Source organism: Amycolatopsis sp., from assembly GCF_025464955.1.
Classification (GTDB): Bacteria; Actinomycetota; Actinomycetes; order Mycobacteriales; family Pseudonocardiaceae; genus Amycolatopsis.
Genome location: NZ_JAODNM010000093.1, coordinates 150,990 through 167,043 on the forward strand (window position 1 = coordinate 150,990; position 16,054 = coordinate 167,043).

Here is a 16,054-nt window from a genome sequence, read left to right on the forward strand (position 1 = left end):
CTGTGCGCTGAATCGATTTAGTAGCTGGACGTGAACAAGGACAGCTGTCGTCGTCGACGTCGGCAAGCTGTCCGCACCCAGTTCAACCGATCAAGGGATGTTTGTCATCCCGTTTGCGGGTGAGGATGACCACTCGGGGTCGGATACTCGTGCGCAAACGCGTCCCGCGTCCGGGTAAACTCGCAGGTATGAGCACAGAATTCGGAGGCGCTGAGCCTCGTCTCAGGTGAGCCCGTCGATCCGCGTCCGCACCCCCTCGGAGTTGCGCGCGTCACGACGAAGTCGCAAACATCCCTGTTGGGAACATCTGGTCGTCGCGCCCTTGTGGCCGCTGCACGGCCTCAACCTCGGAACGCTGCTCCGGACCTGTGACGCGGTCGGCGCGTGCATGGCGGTGCCCCGGTTCCCGTGGGTGCCCGAGGCGCTGGCCCGCGGGAACACGCTGCGTCGGCCGGCCTGCGTGCACTGGGTCAACGATCCGCTCGGCTGGCTGGCGCGGGAGCGCGAAGCCGGCAGCGGGATCGTCGGCGTCGAACTGGCGGACGAGTCGGTGCGGCTCGCCGACCTGCCGGCGGCACGCCGGCGAACGATCGCCGTGCTCGGGCACGAGCAGCAGGGCATCCCCGCCGAGGCGCTCGACCTGCTCGACACCGTCGTCGAGATCCCGATGGTCGGCATGGGCGCCAGCCTGAACGTCGCCGTCGCCGGCAGCCTGGTCCTCTACAAACTCGCCGGGCTCTTGTGACGGGTCGGGCGCGGGACCTCGCCACCCACCGCACCGGCGCCGTAGTCATTAAGGTGGACGGGTGGTTGAACTACTGGACAAGGTGAACGGAGTGTGCGGCGAGCTGATCCTCCGCCGGGTCGGCGCCGACTTCGAGGTGATCGCCAACGGCGTGTTCCTGATGGACACCCGGAACGGCGAGTCCGAGCGGCTGCTGGTGTCCGTCGCGGCGGACATGGTGCCCGGCGCCGCGCGGATGCTGATCGGTGGGCTCGGTGTCGGGTACTCGCTGCGGGCGGCGCTCGATCATCCCGGTGTCGGCGAGATCTTCGTCGTCGAGCGCGAGCCTTCGGTGATCAAATGGAACCGCAGCGGCCCTCTACGCGACGTACACGGTGACGCGCTCGCCGACGACCGCGTCACCGTCATCGAAGCCGACCTCGTGCAGTGGCTTGAGGAGACCGAAGAACGCTTCGACGCGCTGTGCCTCGACATCGACAACGGTCCTCAATGGACTGTCACGAAAGGCAACGCGCAGCTCTACGCCCACTCGGGACTCGACACGCTGGCGGAACGCCTCCGCCCCGGCGGCGTCCTCGCCGTGTGGAGTGCAGAGGCGAGCCCGGCCTTCACCCGGCGGCTCAAGGCGCGGTTCAACGAGGTGCAGGTACTCAAGGTGCCCGTCCCGAACGGCGAGCCGGACGTCGTGTGGCTCGCCCGGGCGTAGCGGCCGCGGCGCTCAACAACGCCGCACGCCGCGGCCGACGGCGTTTCGTGAAGGCCACCTTCATGGCGTAAGGCGTACTCAACTAGGCCTTCACGCCGTCTCTGCCCTACCGGGAGTCCCAGCAGTCACATCGCCATCACCAGCACCGCCAGACCGACGTGACTGGCTTTCAGTTCCGCTACCAGCACCCATTCGCCCCGGTCCTTGCTGCCTTGGACAGAACCGACTGAGTGCGGCGTCGAGATCTTCTCGGTGCCCGGTTTGCTTCAAATTCCGGCGTACACCTCCGCCATCGCGGTGTCGTCACGCCGACTCGGTCCGAAAACTGAAGACTGGCAAGCCCGGGCGGCGCTGGAACGAAGTAGCCGACAGACGCTACTTGACGGTGAGAACCCGCTACGACTCCACATCCTTCTCAGTGAAGCTGTGATCAGCATCCACGTCGGTGGTCGACAAGTGATGGCCGATCAACTCCGTCACTTGCTTCTGATGAGCGCTCGAAGCAATGTGACGATCCAGGTCATCCCGTTCACGGCCGGCGCCATCAGCAATATGTCGGGACCGTTCACCATCCTGGAGTTCGACGACGAGATCGACAAGCACACGACCGAGCTGATACAAGCCGCACTGGACAAATTAGAGGACTGATGAACACACACGACAGGTGGCGCACAAGCAGTTACAGCGGCAACGCGAACAACTGCGTCGAGGTGGCCCTGACCGTGGCGGAAGCCAAGGTCAGGGCCACCAAGGACCGCGCAGGTGGTCATCTCGAGTTGAGTCTCACTGGGTTTCGCGGGCTTGTTCGCGCCCTGCAAAGCATCACCTGATGAACACGAACCATGCGTGGCGTAAGAGCAGCTACAGCAACTCCCAGAGCGCCTGCGTCGAGCTGGCGGTAGGACACGACGGGGGCGGGGTGCGCGACACGAAGAATCGCGAGGGTGGAGCTCTCCGGTTCGACCGTGCGGCGTTCGGCGCGTTTCTGGACGAGGTCAAGGGTAGGCAAGCGCGCTAGCACCCGGACACCTAGGCAGGGGCATCCCAGAATCTCTGGGGTGCTCCTGTTCGTTTTCGGCGCGGTCAGCCAGCTTTTGCGGCGGCCTTCGCGGCTTTCTTGAAGGTGCGGACTTCGGCGAGGGTTTTGGCGTCGACGACGTCGGCGATGGACCGGCGGGAGCCGCGATCGCCGTAGGCACCGGCGGCTTCGCGCCAGCCTTTCGGGTGGACACCGCGTTGCTTGCCCAGCAGCGCGAGGAAGATCCGGGCCTTCTGATCGCCAAAGCCGGGCAGCTCCTTCAGCCGCCTCAGCACTTCCGGCCCGTCAGGCTTGGGGCGGCCTGCGGTCCAGATGCCTTCGGTGTCGCCGTCGTACTGCTCGACGACGAGCTGCGCGAGCGCGTGAACCCGCCGGCCCATGGACCCGCCGTAACGGTGGATGGCCGGTTTGGTGACGCAGAGTTCGACGAACTCTTCGAGGTCTGCTTCCGCGATCTTCGTGACGCTGAAGCCGTCCATCCGGTTGGCGATCTTCTGCGGCCCGGCGAAGGCGAGTTCCATCGCGAACTGCTGGTCCAGCAGCATCCCCGTGAGTAGGGCAAACGGGTCTTCGGTGAGCAGCTTGTCGGCAGTCGGGTCGCCGGTCAGGCACAGCGCGCGCGTCATGTGACCAGTCTTACACGGCGTCGGACGCGCCGGCCGAATCAGTCCCGAAACCGAGACGCCTCCCGGCGCCGTCGGTCGACTTCGACCGAGAAGACATCCGGTCGGCTGTAGTGGCCCGTCGGGTCGAAGTTCTGGCGTTCCCGGGCGACCTGGGCGAGGTCGAGGTCGGCGATGACCAGGCGCTCCTCGTCCACCACTGGTTCGACGACCCAGGTGCCGTCGGGAGCGGCCACAGCGGAGCCGCCTCGGCAGTAGTCGGCGACTCCCGCTTCCTCCAGCGCGGCGCGCAACGGGAAATCCGCCGGGATGTCGGCCAGGCCGAGCAGCCCGTTGGCCGCGAGCGAGAACACGCGGCCTTCCCTGGCGATGAACCGCGGCAGGTCGGCGGTGTTGTGCGGGTTGCCGGGCCACACACTGACGTGGAGCTCCTCGCCCTGCGCGTACAGGGCATGGCGGGCCTGCGGCATCCAGTTCTCCCAGCAGTTCAAGCCGCCCACTCGCGCGGCTCCCGCCTGGTGCACCCGAAGGCCGTGCCCGTCACCGATCCCCCAGACCAGCCGCTCCTCGTAGGTCGGCATGAGTTTCCGGTGGGTGCTGACGATGCCGGCCACGGGATCGATGGCGACCAGGGTGCAGAAGACGGTGCCCCTGGCGTTGCCCGTTGCTCGCTCGGTGGTTCCGAGGTAGACGAAGACGCCCAGATCCTGGACGGCCTCGGTGATAACCGTGAGTTCGGGACCGCTCATCTCGACGGAAGCTTCGAGGTACGCCGCATACGCGCGCTTCTGTGCCGCGTCGTCGAAACGGGCGCCGCCGGTGTGCTCCAGCCAGGACGGGTACCCGGACAGGAACGTCTCAGGGAAGGCGATCAGTTCGACGTCCTGCGCGGCAGCGTTTTCCAGCCAGGCGACGACTTTTCTGGTGGTGGCGGCCGGGTCGAGCCACAGCGGCCGGGCCTGGGCGGCGGCAACACGCATGACAACGTCTCCTCGGTGCTCGGGTGGGGCTCGCGGTCAGACCGCGAAGACCTGGGCGTCGTCGGCGAACGCTTTGAACTCCAGCGCGTTGCCCGCCGGGTCGCGCAGGAACATCGTCCACTGCTCGCCCGGCAGACCCGCGAAACGCAGGTACGGCTCGATGACGAACTCCGTCCCCGCCGCGCGAAGCCGTTCGGAGAGGACGTGGAAGTCCTCGACCGCCAGCAGCAGGCCGAAATGCGGAACCGGCACGTCGTGGCCGTCGACCGGGTTGCTGGCGGACGGTCGTTCCCCGTGCTCGACCAGGTGGGTGACGAACTGGTGCCCGCGCAGGTTCCAGTCGATCCAGGTATCGGAACTCCGTCCCTGCGGACAACCGAGCACCTCGCCGTAGAAGTGCCGAGCGGCTGCCAGGTCGTCGACGGGTACGGCCAGGTGGAAGCGCGGGAGAGTCATGTCTGAATGTTAACATTAGGACAAGCGCGAGCGAGAGGGCCGAATGGACGAGCAGGACACCGTGACGACTCCGGCAGGCATGGCCCCTGCCCGCCGTCGGGGCATGGCGAACGAAGTCACCGATCGGATCCGCGAGGCGATCTTCGCCGGGATCTACCCTCCGGGAGCCTCGCTGCGCGAGGTCGAGCTAGCGGGTGTTCTCGAGGTCAGCCGTGGACCCGTGCGGGAAGCGTTGCTGCGGCTGGAGAGCGAAGGGCTCGTCCAGAACCAGTGGCATCGCGGCGCCACCGTCACCACTCTGTCCACATCGGACGCCGCGGAGCTGGACAGCCTGCGCGGCGCGCTGGAACGCCTTGCCGTCGAACGCCTGGCCGGGCACGCCACCGAAGCGGACTTCGAGGCCGTCGACCGGGTGGTGAGCAGGATGGCCCGAGCCGAAGACAAGCACGCGAGCGTGCGGCTGGACATCGCCTTCCATGACGCCGTTTACGCCGCAGCCCATCACGATCGGCTCGAAGCCGCCTGGCGCGCCATCCGATCCCAGGTCCACCTGTTCCTGCTGATGCGGATGCGCCGGAGCGACGAGGACTACGCCGCGCACATCTCGGCGGAGCATGGGGAACTCGCGGAAGTCCTCCGGACTCGGGACACCGAGCGCGCCCTGCTGCTGTTTGCCGGGCACCGGCGTCACGCCTTCGAGATCCTCATCGAGTCGGAGTAGGCGGGCCAGTCACGTCTCGTGAGCTGCAGGGGCTTAGAGCTGCAGGGGCTTGACGGGGGCGGCGATGAGGGTGGGGTCGTCGCGCCAGTCGACGCCGGGGACGTCGACGTACAGCTCGATCTCGTTGCCGTCGGGGTCGGCGATGTAGAGGCTGTGGGTGACGGTGTGGTCGCTCGAGCCGAGGAGGGTGGCGCCGGCGTTCTGGATGGCGTCGCGGGCTTCGCGGAGTTCGTCGTCGCTGTCGCCGACCTTCAGGCCGAAGTGGTACATGCCCACGCGGCGGCCTTCGGGGACCTTGGCCGCGTCTTCGCCGACCTCGATCAGCAGCAGCTCGTGGTGGGTGCGCCCGGACGGCGCGGAGAACACGGCGATCCGGCCCGCCGGGTCGCTGATCGGCAGCTGGTTCCAGCCCAGGACGTCGCGGTAGAAGCTCGTGGAGCGCTCGACGTTGTGGACGTAGAGCACGACATGTCCGAGCTCGAGGACTCGCATCGGAACCTCCGGCGTTCGTGTTGAAAATTCAATCATCAGTGTACGCGGCTGCATACGCGCCCCGATACCCGTCTTGATCACCGTTCTAGATCACGTTTCCCGTGTCGTGGGACTACTGCGGCGGCCGCCTGCGTTGGCGGACAATAGGGTGCAGCGACAGGAAGGCGGACGCGTGGAATCCACAGCCAGTTCGGTGGTCACCGAGGTGATCGTGGTGCGCGGGGTGGTCGAGACCGGCGACCAGCGCGGCCGCACGCTCGGCTTTCCTACGGCCAATGTCGCGCTGCGCGACCAGGATGACGAGGTCGGCGACGGCGTCTGGGCAGGTTGGGTCGACCGCGCGGACGGCACGCGCCTGCCTGCCGCGGTGTCGGTCGGCAGGCGTCCGACCTACTACGGCTCTGACGGGCATCGGCTGCTGGAGGCTCATCTCCTCGACTTCGCGGGCAACCTCTACGACGAGGTGCTGACCGTGTGGCTGGTCCGCCACCTGCGCGAACAGCGCGCGTTCGACTCGTCGGAGGCGCTGATCCGCGCGCTGGACAACGACATCGCCGAGGCACGTGCGTGGAGCGTCGAGCCGACGTCTGCGCTGTCCGTCGAGACGACGTCCGAGTTCCCGCCCAACATTCCGGTGCGGCTGGCTAGCTAAGCCTCGAACCCCAGGTTTTGTCGGGTTCGGTGCTGGAGTCGTATTTCGCGAAGGCCGGTACGGCGAGCCTGATCACGGCGGCGCCGATGACGGTCGCGATGCCGCCGCTGAACGCGCTGAAACCCGGTGACGTCAGCGAAGCGACGACGCCTGCTTCGAGGTTGCCCACTTGCGGTGCCCCGCCCCCGACTACGTAGTCGGCAGCTGTGATCCGGCCGCGCAGCCTGTCCGGGGTAACGGTCAGGACCATTGACGTGCGGAGGATGACGCTTGCGGAGTCGGCGAGGCCGGCCACGGCGAGCAGCAGGACACACAGCCAGAGGGTCGAGCTCAGCCCGAACACGGCGATCGCCGCGCCCCAGATCGACACCGTGATCAGCATGGTCCGGCCCTGTCGGGTGACGCGGCTGACCGGGCCCGACAACGTCGTTCCGAGCAGACCCCCGATCGCCGGCGCCGCCATCAACAGGCCGAGTGACTGGGCTGCGCCGCCGAAGTGCTCGGCGTTGAACGCGGGCAGCACCGCCGCCGGCATCCCGAGCACGGTCGCGTTCATGTCGGCGAGGAACGCGCCGGTCAGGATCGGATGGTGGCGGATGAACCGGAGCCCCTCGGCCACGGCTTTGAACCCGGGACGCGCCGCGCGGCCCTGCGGCGGCATCGACGGCAGCCGGGCAACGCCGTAAAGGGTCGCGGCGAAGCTGAGGGCGTCGACGAAATAGCAGAACTTCAGTCCGCCGGCGGCGGTCAGCAAGCCCGCGAGTGGCGGTCCGATGGTGAAGCTGACAGTGAAGACCAGCATGAACAGCGCGTTGGCGGCCGGCAGTTGGTCGGCGGGCAGGAGCCGCGGGAGGAAGGTCCGCCGCGCGGGGATGTCGATGGCGCCGAACAGCGCGCGGGCCGTCGACAGGAGGTACAGCAGCCAGAGCTGGCGAAGGTCGAGAAATGCTTGCAGCGCGACAAGCGCCGAAACGGCCGTGAGGCAACTGCTCGTGACGAGCACCAGCCGGCGTCGGTCGGCGGCGTCGGTCAGCGAACCGCCGACAAGCCCGATGACGAAGATCGGGAGCGCCGACGTCAGCGCGAGCGCGCCGACAGCCGCGGAAGAGTGCGTCAGTTGATAAACCTGCAGGCTCAAGGCGAAGGCCGCCATCTGGTTGCCGATCGACGACAACGCCGAGCCTGCCCAGTACCGGCGTAGTGCCGGCGACTCCCGGAGCGGCCGGATATCGGCCAGCAAACGTTTGCGTACCTTTGGTTCCCCATCCCGACCCACTGGCCTGACCCTAGTGTCGCCCCGGATCTGGTGCGACCGGTTATTCGCCGATAGGGTGGACGGATGAATGAACGAAAGGATGACGTCGCCTCCCCACAGTGAGCGCGTCACAAGAGCCGAGTGCCGTCGAGCCCGGCGAATTTCCCTTCCCAGCCCGAATGCGGGTTCTCTCGCAGCGTGCGTTGAGCCTGTCCGACGCCGAATATGCGACTCGGTTCGCCGAGTTGGCTGCCGGAACTCCCGACGAACGCGTGCTCGCCTTGCACCTGGCTGTCGTCCGGCGTGACCTCGACGTCGTGGAACGAGCTCTCGCCGATCCTGTCCTACGCCGACGTGCGCTCTCGGCGGCGGTCCGACTCCCCGTGTCGGACAGCGCGCTCAGTACCGTCATCGAGACCGCGCCTCGACGTGATCGTGTTGCGGCGTATGGGGTTCTGCGCCTGTCGCGGCGCAGGGAACTGGCCGACCGACTCGTCGAAACCGTCCACGAATCCCGCGGTCGACAAGACGTCGCCGAGTTGCTGCCGAGCTGTTCCGAGGACGTCGTCGCCCGGTGGCTGCCGAGGATCGGCGCGGGACCTGTCCTGCTCAGGAGGCTCATCCGGGTGTCGCCGCGCGTGGTTGCGGAGTTCCTGGCGCCCGCCTTCGCCGCGGCGAATCGACATGGTGACCGTCGATGGCTCCGCGAGTATCAACCGCTGCTGGTCATGCTCGTGGCCCGAGAACCCGTTGGGGTGGCCGCGATCATTCGGCAGCTGCCGCGGAGTGCCCCTTGCTCGCTGCCGGTCGAAGTCGTCCCGGCATTGCTGCTTTCCGGACTTCGTCCCGCTCGTGATCGACCTCGGTATCCGGAACACGGACGAGAAGACCCTGAACCTGACGGCGAGAGCGCGTCGGACCATCGCCGATCTTGACCTTGACCAGACCACCGCGCTGATCATCAGTTGTGAAGCGGGTGAGGTCCGCGCGTCGTTGTTGGCCGCTGTCTCGGCAGGGTCGCGGAGGGAGGTCATCGACCGCGTCTACGCCGAAGGCGACATGCGAAACGAAATCTCCGCGGGGGAGTTGAGGCTGCTTTCGCGTGCGGATCGCGTCGAGCTCGGCAAACGGTTGCTGCGGGAGCCGTTCACGAGGCTCAGCAGCTGGCGACTGCTGGAAATCAGCAGGGGTCTGCCGTATGAGCAGGCTGCCGAGGTGCTGCGGGAAGCGACGGGGAAGCACGTCCATCAACAGCGTCGGATGGGCTGGTCGGCGTTGATCGAGTGTGCCGCGATCGAGGAGGACTGGGACGTCTTCGCGCGAGCGGTGGCCGATGCCGGACGTGCCTGGTCGGATCAGGACCGGGTCCGGATCGGCGCGTTGAAGGCCGCGTCGAGGGTGCCGTCGGCGGCGCTTTCGGCGGTGTCGCTGGAGTCCTTGCGTCGGGCGGTCCTGTCGACGACGAGTTCCAGTGATGGCAGCTCGATGTCGTTCGCCCACCTCGACCGCTGGCTGGTCCGCACGGTGACCGCGGCGATGGCCGACGGCGATGCCGACCGTGTCGTCGAGCTGCATCGCCTGCTGACCCGTCTGCATGACGACCACCGTGCGCCTGCCAAGCCGTACGCGCCGGAACGGATCGGCGGTGTCGGCGCGGAACTCTGGCCAGGCTTACGGGAACGGGTGCTGGAAGACGCTGAAAGCGGCAAGTTCGACCTCGCGTTGCGGGTGGCCTGGGCGCTCGACGGCGCACTGGCGTCGGTACCCGAGTTGGACGTGCTGGTCGGCCGGATCGCCTGCACGGCAAGCGGTCCGGACGACGCGGCCACGGCGGCACGACTGTGGATCGCCGCGCCCTCGACCCGCGAAGCCCGGGCCGGCGAACTCGTCGCGCACCACCCGGATCTCGGCCGCGTCGACGACGTCTGGACGGTGATCGCGACCCGCCGGACAGACCTGCTCGACCGTCTTCTCTCGACGGGACGTCCGCTGCCGCCTGTCGGGAGGAGCGTTCACGGGCGGTGGACACCGGAGCAGCGGGCGCGCGCCGAAGCCGTCGCGCTTTCGGTGGCTTCGGATGAGCAGACGAACCTGGTTGAACGTGAAGCGGCCACAGGATTCGTGACCGATGTCGACGCGCTGACGGTCCTCGCCGAGACAGGTCCGCAGCGTGTCGCCGCCGCGGCGCTGACCGCGTTGGCCGAATCGGCGTCCGCCGAACTGGCGCTGCCGGTGTTGATGCACCACGGCGGTAAGCCGGTCGGCCCGGTTGCCGCGGCGGCCGTGCGAGGACTCGGGTTCGTCGCGGACAGGTTGCCGGACAACGAACTCGCCGCGTTGGCCGGTGCTGTGTTGGCTGCTCGGAACGGATCGGTGGGCGGAGCGAAGGAAGCGGCGCGGCTCCTGGGGCGTGCGCGACCGAAGGGCGCGGTGGAAGTGCTGCTGCGGTCGTGGGCGAATCCCGAGGTGCATCAAGACGTCCGGGCCGCTGTCGTCGTGGCGTTGACCGGTTTCCTCGGCGAGGATCCTCGTGTTGCCGAGGTGCCGGTTCAGGCCATCGCGAACGGTGACCCGGTTCGTTCGGCCGTGTTGGCCATCCGGCCGGACGTCCTCAGCCCGTCCCAGAAGCCGCTGCTGGCCGTGGTGATCGGCGCTGCGTTGGAGCGGGTCGGCTCGGTGCCGCGGGAGCTCAGCGCGGCGTACTTCCGTTGGTGGACTTACGATCCCGAGGCGGACGAGCGGCTTGCCAGGTTGGTCGTGAGCTCGTCCGAGCGGTCCGCCTATGGCGGTATCACCGCGGTGTTCCTCGAGGCGGTGCGTGCTCACGGCGGCGTCGAAATGCTGACCGCTGCGGTCGATCCGCTCGTCACGGCGATCGGCGAAGGTGACCAGCATGCCTGGTGTCGGCTGAAGGATCTGGCGGAGGCGCTTCAGCGCCAAGACCTCGGCGCGGCGGAGTGTCGGATCGTCATCGAAGGCTGCCGTCAGGTCGGAATGGACGCTGCCGTCGCAACTTTGCTGTATGTGCTGGCATTGCGGTCGTTGGATGGCGAACCCGCATTCGAGCGCTGGACCGAGCTCGTCGAGGCCGTCGATGAGCGCCCGTACCGGTGGTGTGACCGCGGTTCAGCCTGGGGGTACCAGTTCACCCCGGTCAGGAGCGACGACGTGTTGCCGGTCGTCGACCATCTGCTCGGGCTCGACGGCGCGATCGCGGGGCTGATCGCCCTCTCCTTGGTCGGCACCGCTGCGTCGCAGAAGGGCTGGACCGACGGTTTGCGCGAGCGGTATCCCGCGCTAGCCGACCACCGCGAAGCGGACGTGCGTGAGGCGGCGCGCTCGGTGCTACCGGATTAAGGCGCGAGCGGTCGCCGTCCGGCGAAGCCGAGGTCGCGCCGGTGGTACCAGCCGAGTTCGGGGTCGCCCTCCAGCCAGCACAGCAGCACCGGGACGCCGTCCAGCTCCGCGGGGAAGTCGAGCAGCAGCGGCGCGAACCCCTTCAGGTCGGCTCCGGTCTCCTGCACGGTCGTCATCAGGTCGTCGAGCCTGGCCTGCGCGGCCTTGAACTCCGGCAGGCCGCCGAGTGGGCTGGGGGTGGCGCCGGGCGCCAGCGACGTCGTCAGCTCCGCCGCGTCGGCGCGCAGGGCCACCAGTTCGTCGAGCACCGGGAGCAGCGCGGTGAGTTCGGCGCGCGCCTCGGCGACGGTGAACAGACTCATCGGCACATCGTAAGGGGCGGCCGCCGGCGTTCGAGGATGTGAACGCCGGCGGCCGTGCACGGAGCGTGCCGGTTGGCAGCCGGGCGCTTCGCGGAGTAACAAGGGAGCGGACCCGCCCGGTGACTTCGGGCACACGGGCCTGCTGAGAGACTTGGTCCTGGTCACCACTTGAAGCATTCAGGTCCGGTTAGCAGTACGCTCGTACCGCTACCAAAAGACTTTAGAAGTGACGCGAAGATCCGCGCGAGAGGAGCACCGCCGCTCATGGCCAAGATCAAGGTCCAGGGCACCGTCGTCGAGCTCGACGGTGATGAGATGACCCGCATCATCTGGCAGTTCATCAAGGACAAGCTGATCCACCCGTACCTGGACGTGGACCTGGAGTACTACGACCTCGGCATCGAGGAGCGCGACCGGACCGACGACCAGGTCACCGTCGACTCGGCGAAGGCCATCCTCAAGCATGGCGTCGGCGTCAAGTGCGCCACCATCACGCCCGACGAGGCCCGGGTCGAAGAGTTCGGTCTCAAGAAGATGTGGCTCTCGCCCAACGGGACGATCCGCAACATCCTCGGCGGGGTGATCTTCCGCGAGCCGATCGTCATCTCCAACATCCCGCGCCTGGTCCCTGGCTGGACCAAGCCGATCATCATCGGCCGCCACGCCCACGGCGACCAGTACAAGGCGACCAACTTCAAGGTCCCCGGCCCCGGCACCGCGACGATCACCTACACCCCGGACGACGGCTCCGCGCCGATGGAGTTCGAGGTCGCCAAGTTCCCCGAGGGCGGTGGCGTCCTGATGGGTATGTACAACTTCAAGAAGTCCATCGAGGACTTCGCGCGCGCGTCGCTGCAGTACGGTCTCGACCGCGAGTACCCGGTCTACCTCTCCACCAAGAACACGATCCTGAAGGCCTACGACGGCATGTTCAAGGACGTGTTCGAGGAGATCTTCCAGAACGAGTTCAAGGCGGACTTCGACGCCAAGGGCATCACCTACGAGCACCGCCTCATCGACGACATGGTCGCCGCGGCGATGAAGTGGGAGGGTGGCTACGTCTGGGCCGCCAAGAACTACGACGGCGACGTCCAGTCCGACACCGTCGCCCAGGGCTTCGGCTCGCTGGGCCTGATGACGTCGGTGCTGCGCACCCCGGACGGCAAGACCGTCGAGGCCGAGGCCGCGCACGGCACGGTCACCCGGCACTACCGCCAGCACCAGCAGGGCAAGCCGACCTCGACCAACCCGATCGCGTCGATCTACGCGTGGACCCGGGGCCTCGAGCACCGCGGCAAGTTGGACTCGAACTCGGAGCTCATCGGCTTCGCCAACAAGCTCGAAGAGGTCGTCATCGAGACCGTCGAAAGCGGCCTCATGACCAAGGACCTCGCGCTGCTCATCAGCAAGGAGCAGCCGTTCCAGAGCACCGAGGAGTTCCTCGGCTCGCTGGACGAGAACCTCGCGAAGAAGATCTCGCAGGGCTGAAAGTCGTTTCGACAGTTTGACTGTTTTGACGAAATGAGGGGCGCGTCCGGTGGACGTGCCCCTCTTTCGTTTACTCAGGGTCACCTGGTGGTGACCGTTTTGGCGCCTCCGGGTGGTTCGCCCGTCCATCTCTGTTGCCGCGGCGGCCGGATGTCTAGCCTGGTCCAGGACAGGTTCCGGTTCTGAGGAGCAGACGTGATCCTGGGCATTCCGAAGAAGATCCTGATCATCGGCGCGCTCGCCGTCGTGGTGCTGATCTACATCGCGAGCGCCAACAAGCAGCCCGCGGGCGCCGCGGGTGCCTCGCCGACGGGCTGCAAGGTCACCGTGACCGCCGATGTCCTCAACGCGCGGTCCGCGCCGGTGCCCGGCGCCGGGATCGTCGGCAAATACCTGAAGGACGCGCAGGTCGACGCCATGCCGGTGGTCCAGAACGGCTTCCGCCAGCTGACCAAGGACAAGTGGGCGTCGACCCAGTTCCTCACCCCCACCGCCGGCTCGCACTGCTAGGTGCGCCCTCCCGTTTAAGGATCCCTCGGGGCCACCCTTGTGGCGTTCAACGCACTCGGGGTGACCCTGAGGGGCTTTGTTGTAACCTTGCAACTGTTATAAATCTACAATGGTTGTGGGGGCTAAATGTCTGAACTGAGTCATCGGAGGCGCCAGCTGGTGCTCGCGATCTGCTGTCTGAGCCTGTTCATCGTCGGCCTCGACTCCACGATCGTGAACCTCGCGCTGCCGTCGATCCAGGCGGACCTGCACGCCTCGGTGCAGAGCCTGCAGTGGGTCATCGACGCCTACACGCTCGTGCTGGCCAGCCTGCTGATGCTCGCGGGGTCGATGGGGGACCGCTTCGGCAGGCGGCGGACGTTCCAGACCGGGCTGGCGTTGTTCAGCGCCGGTTCGCTGTTGTGCAGCGTGGCTCCGAACGCGACGACGCTGATCGTCTTCCGGATGGTCCAGGCCGTCGGCGGGTCAATGCTGAACCCGGTCGCGATGTCCATCATCACCAATACGTTCACCGAATCCAAGGAACGGGCGCGGGCGATCGGCGTCTGGGGCGGCGTCGTGGGTCTGAGCATGGCTTTGGGGCCGGTGGTCGGCGGCGCGCTCGTCGGCAGCGCCGGCTGGCGGTCGATCTTCTGGATCAACGTCCCGGTCGGTGTCGCGGCCGCTGTCCTCGCCGCGATCTTCGTGCCGGAGTCGAAGGCCGCGCGGGCACGTCGGGTCGACCCGGTCGGGCAGCTGCTGGTCATCGTGCTGCTGGTGGGGGTGACCTACGGCATCATCGAAGGCGGCCGCGCGGGTTGGGGCTCACCTGCGATCGTCGCGTGCTTCGCTGCGTCCATCGTCGCGCTGATCAGTCTTGTCGCCTACGAGCGCCGACGCGTGGAACCGTTGCTGGACATGAGGTTCTTCTCGAGCGTGCCGTTCTCCGGCGCCACCGTGATCGCGATCAGCGGGTTCGCCGCGCTCGCCGGGTTCCTCTTCCTCAACACGCTTTACCTGCAGGAAGCACGAGGGTTCACGGCGTTGCACGCCGGTCTCCTGACCCTGCCGATGGCCGGGATGACGGCCCTGTTCGCGCCGATTTCCGGCCGGATCGTGGCGAGTCGCGGACCCCGGTTGCCGCTCCTCGTTGCGGGTGTCGGCATCACCGCGAGCGGGTTGATGCTCACGCAGCTCACCGCGACGACGTCGATCTGGTGGCTGTTCGCCTGCTACGTCGTGTTCGGCATCGGGTTCGGCGCACTCAACTCGCCGATCACCAACACCGCCGTGTCGGGGATGCCCCGTTCCCAGGCCGGGGTAGCTGCCGCCGTCGCCTCGACCAGCCGGCAGATCGGTTCCTCGCTCGGCGTCGCGGTGCTGGGCGCGGTCGTTACCTCCCACGTCGTCGGCTCGTTCAAAACCGGGTTCCCCGAAGCCAGCCATCTCGGCTGGTGGATCATGGCCGGTTGTGGAGTCATCGTGTTCGCGCTGGGATTGCTCACCACCGGCCGGTGGGCCAGGGAAACGGCCGAAGCCGCGACGGCCGGCATGTCCGCTGAACCCCCGAAAGTCGTGGTGACCGCGTAATGGACGCCGAGGAAACCGCAGCCGCGATCTGGTCGCGGATGCGGGCGCTCGTGCTCGAGCGGAACGAGCGCAAGAAGGACGTCGTCGAGGCGCTCGGCATGAGCTTCCTCAAGGCGAAGGCGTTGCGGAAGGTCGCGGGCAAGACGTTGACCATGCGGGACCTGACCGCGGAACTGACGATCGACAAGCCGTACACCACGCTGATCGTCGACGACCTGGAGCGCCGCGGGCTGGTCGAGCGGTCGGTCCACCCCGACGACCGGCGCAGCAAGATCGTCACCGCCACCCCGGCGGGTCTCGATGCCGCGCGGCTCGCCGAGCGGATCCTCAGCGAACCGCCGGCGGGTATCACCGCCCTCGACGACGACGAACTGTCGGCGCTGGACCGGATCCTGGCCAAGGTCGACTCAGCCGATTGACAGGTCGACGTGGAGGCCTTCTTCGGCGACGATGACTTCGCCGTCGAAGACCTCGCGCGCCTCCGAAGCCGAGATGTCGCGGTCGCTGCCGGGCCAGAAATGCGTGAGCAACAGCCGTTTCGCCCTGGCACGCACGGCCCAGTAGCCCCGCTTCGCCTGCCGTCAAGAGGTAGCGAGGTTCGCTCTCGGGCGCGGGACCCTGCAACGTCGCGTCGGAAATCAGCAGGTCGGCGTCCTTTCCCAGCTCCGCAGCTCGAACGTCTCCAGCCGAAACGGGCCGAGATCGTGCGCACCGGCCAGGTCGTGGATGTCGAAGATCGTCGCCGGGTGAGGTCTCGGTTCGAGCGCGACAAGAACGTCCAGCACGCCCGGCGCGCAGTACAGCGGCAGCCTCGGCGCGTCGCCGGCGGTGTACTGGCGAACCCTGCCCAGCGCGCTGACATCGACACAGTGGTCGGGGTGCGCGTGGGTGACGATGACGGCGTCGACGTCCGCATCGGGGAGATGCGTCAAGAGGTGGGGGAGCGTGCCGTAACCCAGGTCCAGCAGCACACGATAACCGTTGTGCGCCAACAAGAATCTTGCGCACGCGCGCCCGGCCTCCGGTCACGCTCCGCAGCTGCCCAGCACGGTCAGTCCGGTCATCAGGGCAGTGTGCACGAAGTTGTCGTACCCGGGCG

General features: G+C 67.4%; 19 protein-coding genes and 1 pseudogene. 13 read left to right on the forward strand and 7 right to left on the reverse strand.

The window, feature by feature from the left end:
• Nucleotides 1–226 precede the first annotated feature (226 nt).
• The 5 genes from JWQ81_RS21720 to JWQ81_RS21740 all read left to right on the forward strand — a co-directional run bounded on the left by JWQ81_RS21720 (nt 227) and on the right by JWQ81_RS21740 (nt 2,469).
• Nucleotides 227–745: a TrmH family RNA methyltransferase gene (locus tag JWQ81_RS21720; protein ID WP_297544298.1), complete on the forward strand. Its 519-nt coding sequence runs from the start codon at nt 227–229 to the stop codon at nt 743–745.
• A 61-nt stretch (nt 746–806) separates the two neighbouring features.
• Nucleotides 807–1,451, forward strand: a complete 645-nt coding sequence (locus tag JWQ81_RS21725) for a spermidine synthase (protein ID WP_297544299.1) — start codon at nt 807–809, stop codon at nt 1,449–1,451.
• Nucleotides 1,452–1,703: 252 nt separating this feature from the next.
• Entirely contained in the window at nt 1,704–2,099 is a 396-nt protein-coding gene (locus JWQ81_RS21730) for a DUF5753 domain-containing protein (protein WP_297544300.1), read from the forward strand.
• On the forward strand, nt 2,099–2,281 hold the full coding sequence (locus JWQ81_RS21735) for a DUF397 domain-containing protein (protein WP_297544301.1): 183 nt from the start codon (nt 2,099–2,101) through the stop codon (nt 2,279–2,281). The genes JWQ81_RS21730 and JWQ81_RS21735 overlap by 1 nt, the downstream gene beginning before the upstream one ends.
• On the forward strand, nt 2,281–2,469 hold the full coding sequence (locus tag JWQ81_RS21740) for a DUF397 domain-containing protein (protein WP_297544302.1): 189 nt from the start codon (nt 2,281–2,283) through the stop codon (nt 2,467–2,469). Before JWQ81_RS21735 ends, JWQ81_RS21740 begins: the two co-directional genes overlap by 1 nt.
• A gap of 65 nt (nt 2,470–2,534) precedes the next feature.
• Here JWQ81_RS21740 and JWQ81_RS21745 read toward each other — a convergent pair whose 3' ends face one another.
• The 3 genes from JWQ81_RS21745 to JWQ81_RS21755 are packed head-to-tail and all read right to left on the reverse strand — an operon-like array spanning nt 2,535 to nt 4,549.
• On the reverse strand, nt 2,535–3,116 hold the full coding sequence (locus JWQ81_RS21745) for an HhH-GPD-type base excision DNA repair protein (RefSeq protein ID WP_297544303.1): 582 nt from the start codon (nt 3,114–3,116) through the stop codon (nt 2,535–2,537).
• 38 nt (nt 3,117–3,154) lie between these two features.
• A complete protein-coding gene (locus JWQ81_RS21750) occupies nt 3,155–4,093 on the reverse strand; it encodes a carbon-nitrogen hydrolase family protein (RefSeq protein WP_297544304.1) in 939 nt (312 codons plus the stop codon).
• A gap of 36 nt (nt 4,094–4,129) precedes the next feature.
• Entirely contained in the window at nt 4,130–4,549 is a 420-nt protein-coding gene (locus JWQ81_RS21755) for a VOC family protein (protein WP_297544305.1), read from the reverse strand.
• Nucleotides 4,550–4,592: 43 nt separating this feature from the next.
• Between JWQ81_RS21755 and JWQ81_RS21760 the strand changes: the two genes are divergently transcribed.
• On the forward strand, nt 4,593–5,270 hold the full coding sequence (locus JWQ81_RS21760; RefSeq protein ID WP_297544306.1) for a GntR family transcriptional regulator: 678 nt from the start codon (nt 4,593–4,595) through the stop codon (nt 5,268–5,270).
• Nucleotides 5,271–5,303: 33 nt separating this feature from the next.
• Here the strand turns inward: JWQ81_RS21760 and JWQ81_RS21765 are convergent, their stop codons facing one another.
• On the reverse strand, nt 5,304–5,762 hold the full coding sequence (locus JWQ81_RS21765) for a VOC family protein (RefSeq protein WP_297544307.1): 459 nt from the start codon (nt 5,760–5,762) through the stop codon (nt 5,304–5,306).
• A 172-nt stretch (nt 5,763–5,934) separates the two neighbouring features.
• On the opposite strand from JWQ81_RS21765, the gene JWQ81_RS21770 reads away from it, so the two are divergent.
• Nucleotides 5,935–6,414 carry a riboflavin kinase gene (locus JWQ81_RS21770; protein ID WP_297544308.1) on the forward strand — a complete coding sequence of 160 codons (480 nt, stop codon included), beginning with the start codon at nt 5,935–5,937 and terminating at the stop codon, nt 6,412–6,414.
• On the opposite strand, the gene JWQ81_RS21775 is transcribed toward JWQ81_RS21770, so the two are convergent.
• Nucleotides 6,407–7,654, reverse strand: coding sequence for an MFS transporter (locus JWQ81_RS21775; protein ID WP_297544309.1), 1,248 nt, complete (start codon nt 7,652–7,654; stop codon nt 6,407–6,409). The two genes, JWQ81_RS21770 and JWQ81_RS21775, sit on opposite strands and share 8 nt — an antisense overlap.
• Nucleotides 7,655–7,848: 194 nt before the next feature.
• Here JWQ81_RS21775 and JWQ81_RS21780 point away from each other — a divergent pair, with 194 nt between their 5' ends.
• Together JWQ81_RS21780 and JWQ81_RS21785 are read left to right on the forward strand one after the other, a co-directional pair.
• Entirely contained in the window at nt 7,849–8,604 is a 756-nt protein-coding gene (locus tag JWQ81_RS21780; RefSeq protein ID WP_297544310.1) for a hypothetical protein, read from the forward strand.
• The gene (locus tag JWQ81_RS21785) at nt 8,522–11,026 is read left to right on the forward strand and encodes a hypothetical protein (protein WP_297544311.1); all 2,505 of its coding nucleotides are present in this window, start codon (nt 8,522–8,524) and stop codon (nt 11,024–11,026) included. The genes JWQ81_RS21780 and JWQ81_RS21785 overlap by 83 nt, the downstream gene beginning before the upstream one ends.
• On the opposite strand, the gene JWQ81_RS21790 is transcribed toward JWQ81_RS21785, so the two are convergent.
• Nucleotides 11,023–11,388, reverse strand: coding sequence for a DUF2203 domain-containing protein (locus JWQ81_RS21790; RefSeq protein ID WP_297544312.1), 366 nt, complete (start codon nt 11,386–11,388; stop codon nt 11,023–11,025). The two genes, JWQ81_RS21785 and JWQ81_RS21790, sit on opposite strands and share 4 nt — an antisense overlap.
• A 264-nt stretch (nt 11,389–11,652) precedes the next feature.
• Between JWQ81_RS21790 and JWQ81_RS21795 the strand changes: the two genes are divergently transcribed.
• From JWQ81_RS21795 to JWQ81_RS21810, 4 genes are all read left to right on the forward strand, one after another.
• The gene (locus tag JWQ81_RS21795; protein WP_297544313.1) at nt 11,653–12,876 is read left to right on the forward strand and encodes an NADP-dependent isocitrate dehydrogenase; all 1,224 of its coding nucleotides are present in this window, start codon (nt 11,653–11,655) and stop codon (nt 12,874–12,876) included.
• A 195-nt stretch (nt 12,877–13,071) separates the two neighbouring features.
• Nucleotides 13,072–13,386: an SH3 domain-containing protein gene (locus JWQ81_RS21800; protein ID WP_297544314.1), complete on the forward strand. Its 315-nt coding sequence runs from the start codon at nt 13,072–13,074 to the stop codon at nt 13,384–13,386.
• A 126-nt stretch (nt 13,387–13,512) separates the two neighbouring features.
• Nucleotides 13,513–14,955: an MFS transporter gene (locus JWQ81_RS21805; RefSeq protein WP_297544315.1), complete on the forward strand. Its 1,443-nt coding sequence runs from the start codon at nt 13,513–13,515 to the stop codon at nt 14,953–14,955.
• Nucleotides 14,955–15,374, forward strand: coding sequence for a MarR family transcriptional regulator (locus JWQ81_RS21810; RefSeq protein WP_297544316.1), 420 nt, complete (start codon nt 14,955–14,957; stop codon nt 15,372–15,374). The genes JWQ81_RS21805 and JWQ81_RS21810 overlap by 1 nt, the downstream gene beginning before the upstream one ends.
• Here JWQ81_RS21810 and JWQ81_RS21815 read toward each other — a convergent pair.
• Nucleotides 15,363–16,019 (reverse strand): annotated as a pseudogene (locus JWQ81_RS21815) (MBL fold metallo-hydrolase). The gene JWQ81_RS21810 and the pseudogene JWQ81_RS21815 overlap by 12 nt on opposite strands.
• Between the last annotated feature and the right edge of the window lie 35 nt (nt 16,020–16,054).

Excerpts from the sequence above, each read along its gene's own strand:
- JWQ81_RS21760 (WP_297544306.1), top strand. The coding sequence starts at position 4,593 with ATGGACGAGCAGGACACCGTGACGACTCCGGCAGGCATGGCCCCTGCC.
- JWQ81_RS21810 (WP_297544316.1), top strand. The coding sequence starts at position 14,955 with ATGGACGCCGAGGAAACCGCAGCCGCGATCTGGTCGCGGATGCGGGCG.
- JWQ81_RS21750 (WP_297544304.1), bottom strand. The coding sequence starts at position 4,093 with ATGCGTGTTGCCGCCGCCCAGGCCCGGCCGCTGTGGCTCGACCCGGCC.
- JWQ81_RS21755 (WP_297544305.1), bottom strand. The coding sequence starts at position 4,549 with ATGACTCTCCCGCGCTTCCACCTGGCCGTACCCGTCGACGACCTGGCA.
- JWQ81_RS21790 (WP_297544312.1), bottom strand. The coding sequence starts at position 11,388 with ATGAGTCTGTTCACCGTCGCCGAGGCGCGCGCCGAACTCACCGCGCTG.
- JWQ81_RS21735 (WP_297544301.1), top strand. The coding sequence starts at position 2,099 with ATGAACACACACGACAGGTGGCGCACAAGCAGTTACAGCGGCAACGCG.
- JWQ81_RS21780 (WP_297544310.1), top strand. The coding sequence starts at position 7,849 with ATGCGGGTTCTCTCGCAGCGTGCGTTGAGCCTGTCCGACGCCGAATAT.
- JWQ81_RS21805 (WP_297544315.1), top strand. The coding sequence starts at position 13,513 with ATGTCTGAACTGAGTCATCGGAGGCGCCAGCTGGTGCTCGCGATCTGC.
- JWQ81_RS21795 (WP_297544313.1), top strand. The coding sequence starts at position 11,653 with ATGGCCAAGATCAAGGTCCAGGGCACCGTCGTCGAGCTCGACGGTGAT.
- JWQ81_RS21745 (WP_297544303.1), bottom strand. The coding sequence starts at position 3,116 with ATGACGCGCGCGCTGTGCCTGACCGGCGACCCGACTGCCGACAAGCTG.
- JWQ81_RS21740 (WP_297544302.1), top strand. The coding sequence starts at position 2,281 with ATGAACACGAACCATGCGTGGCGTAAGAGCAGCTACAGCAACTCCCAG.
- JWQ81_RS21765 (WP_297544307.1), bottom strand. The coding sequence starts at position 5,762 with ATGCGAGTCCTCGAGCTCGGACATGTCGTGCTCTACGTCCACAACGTC.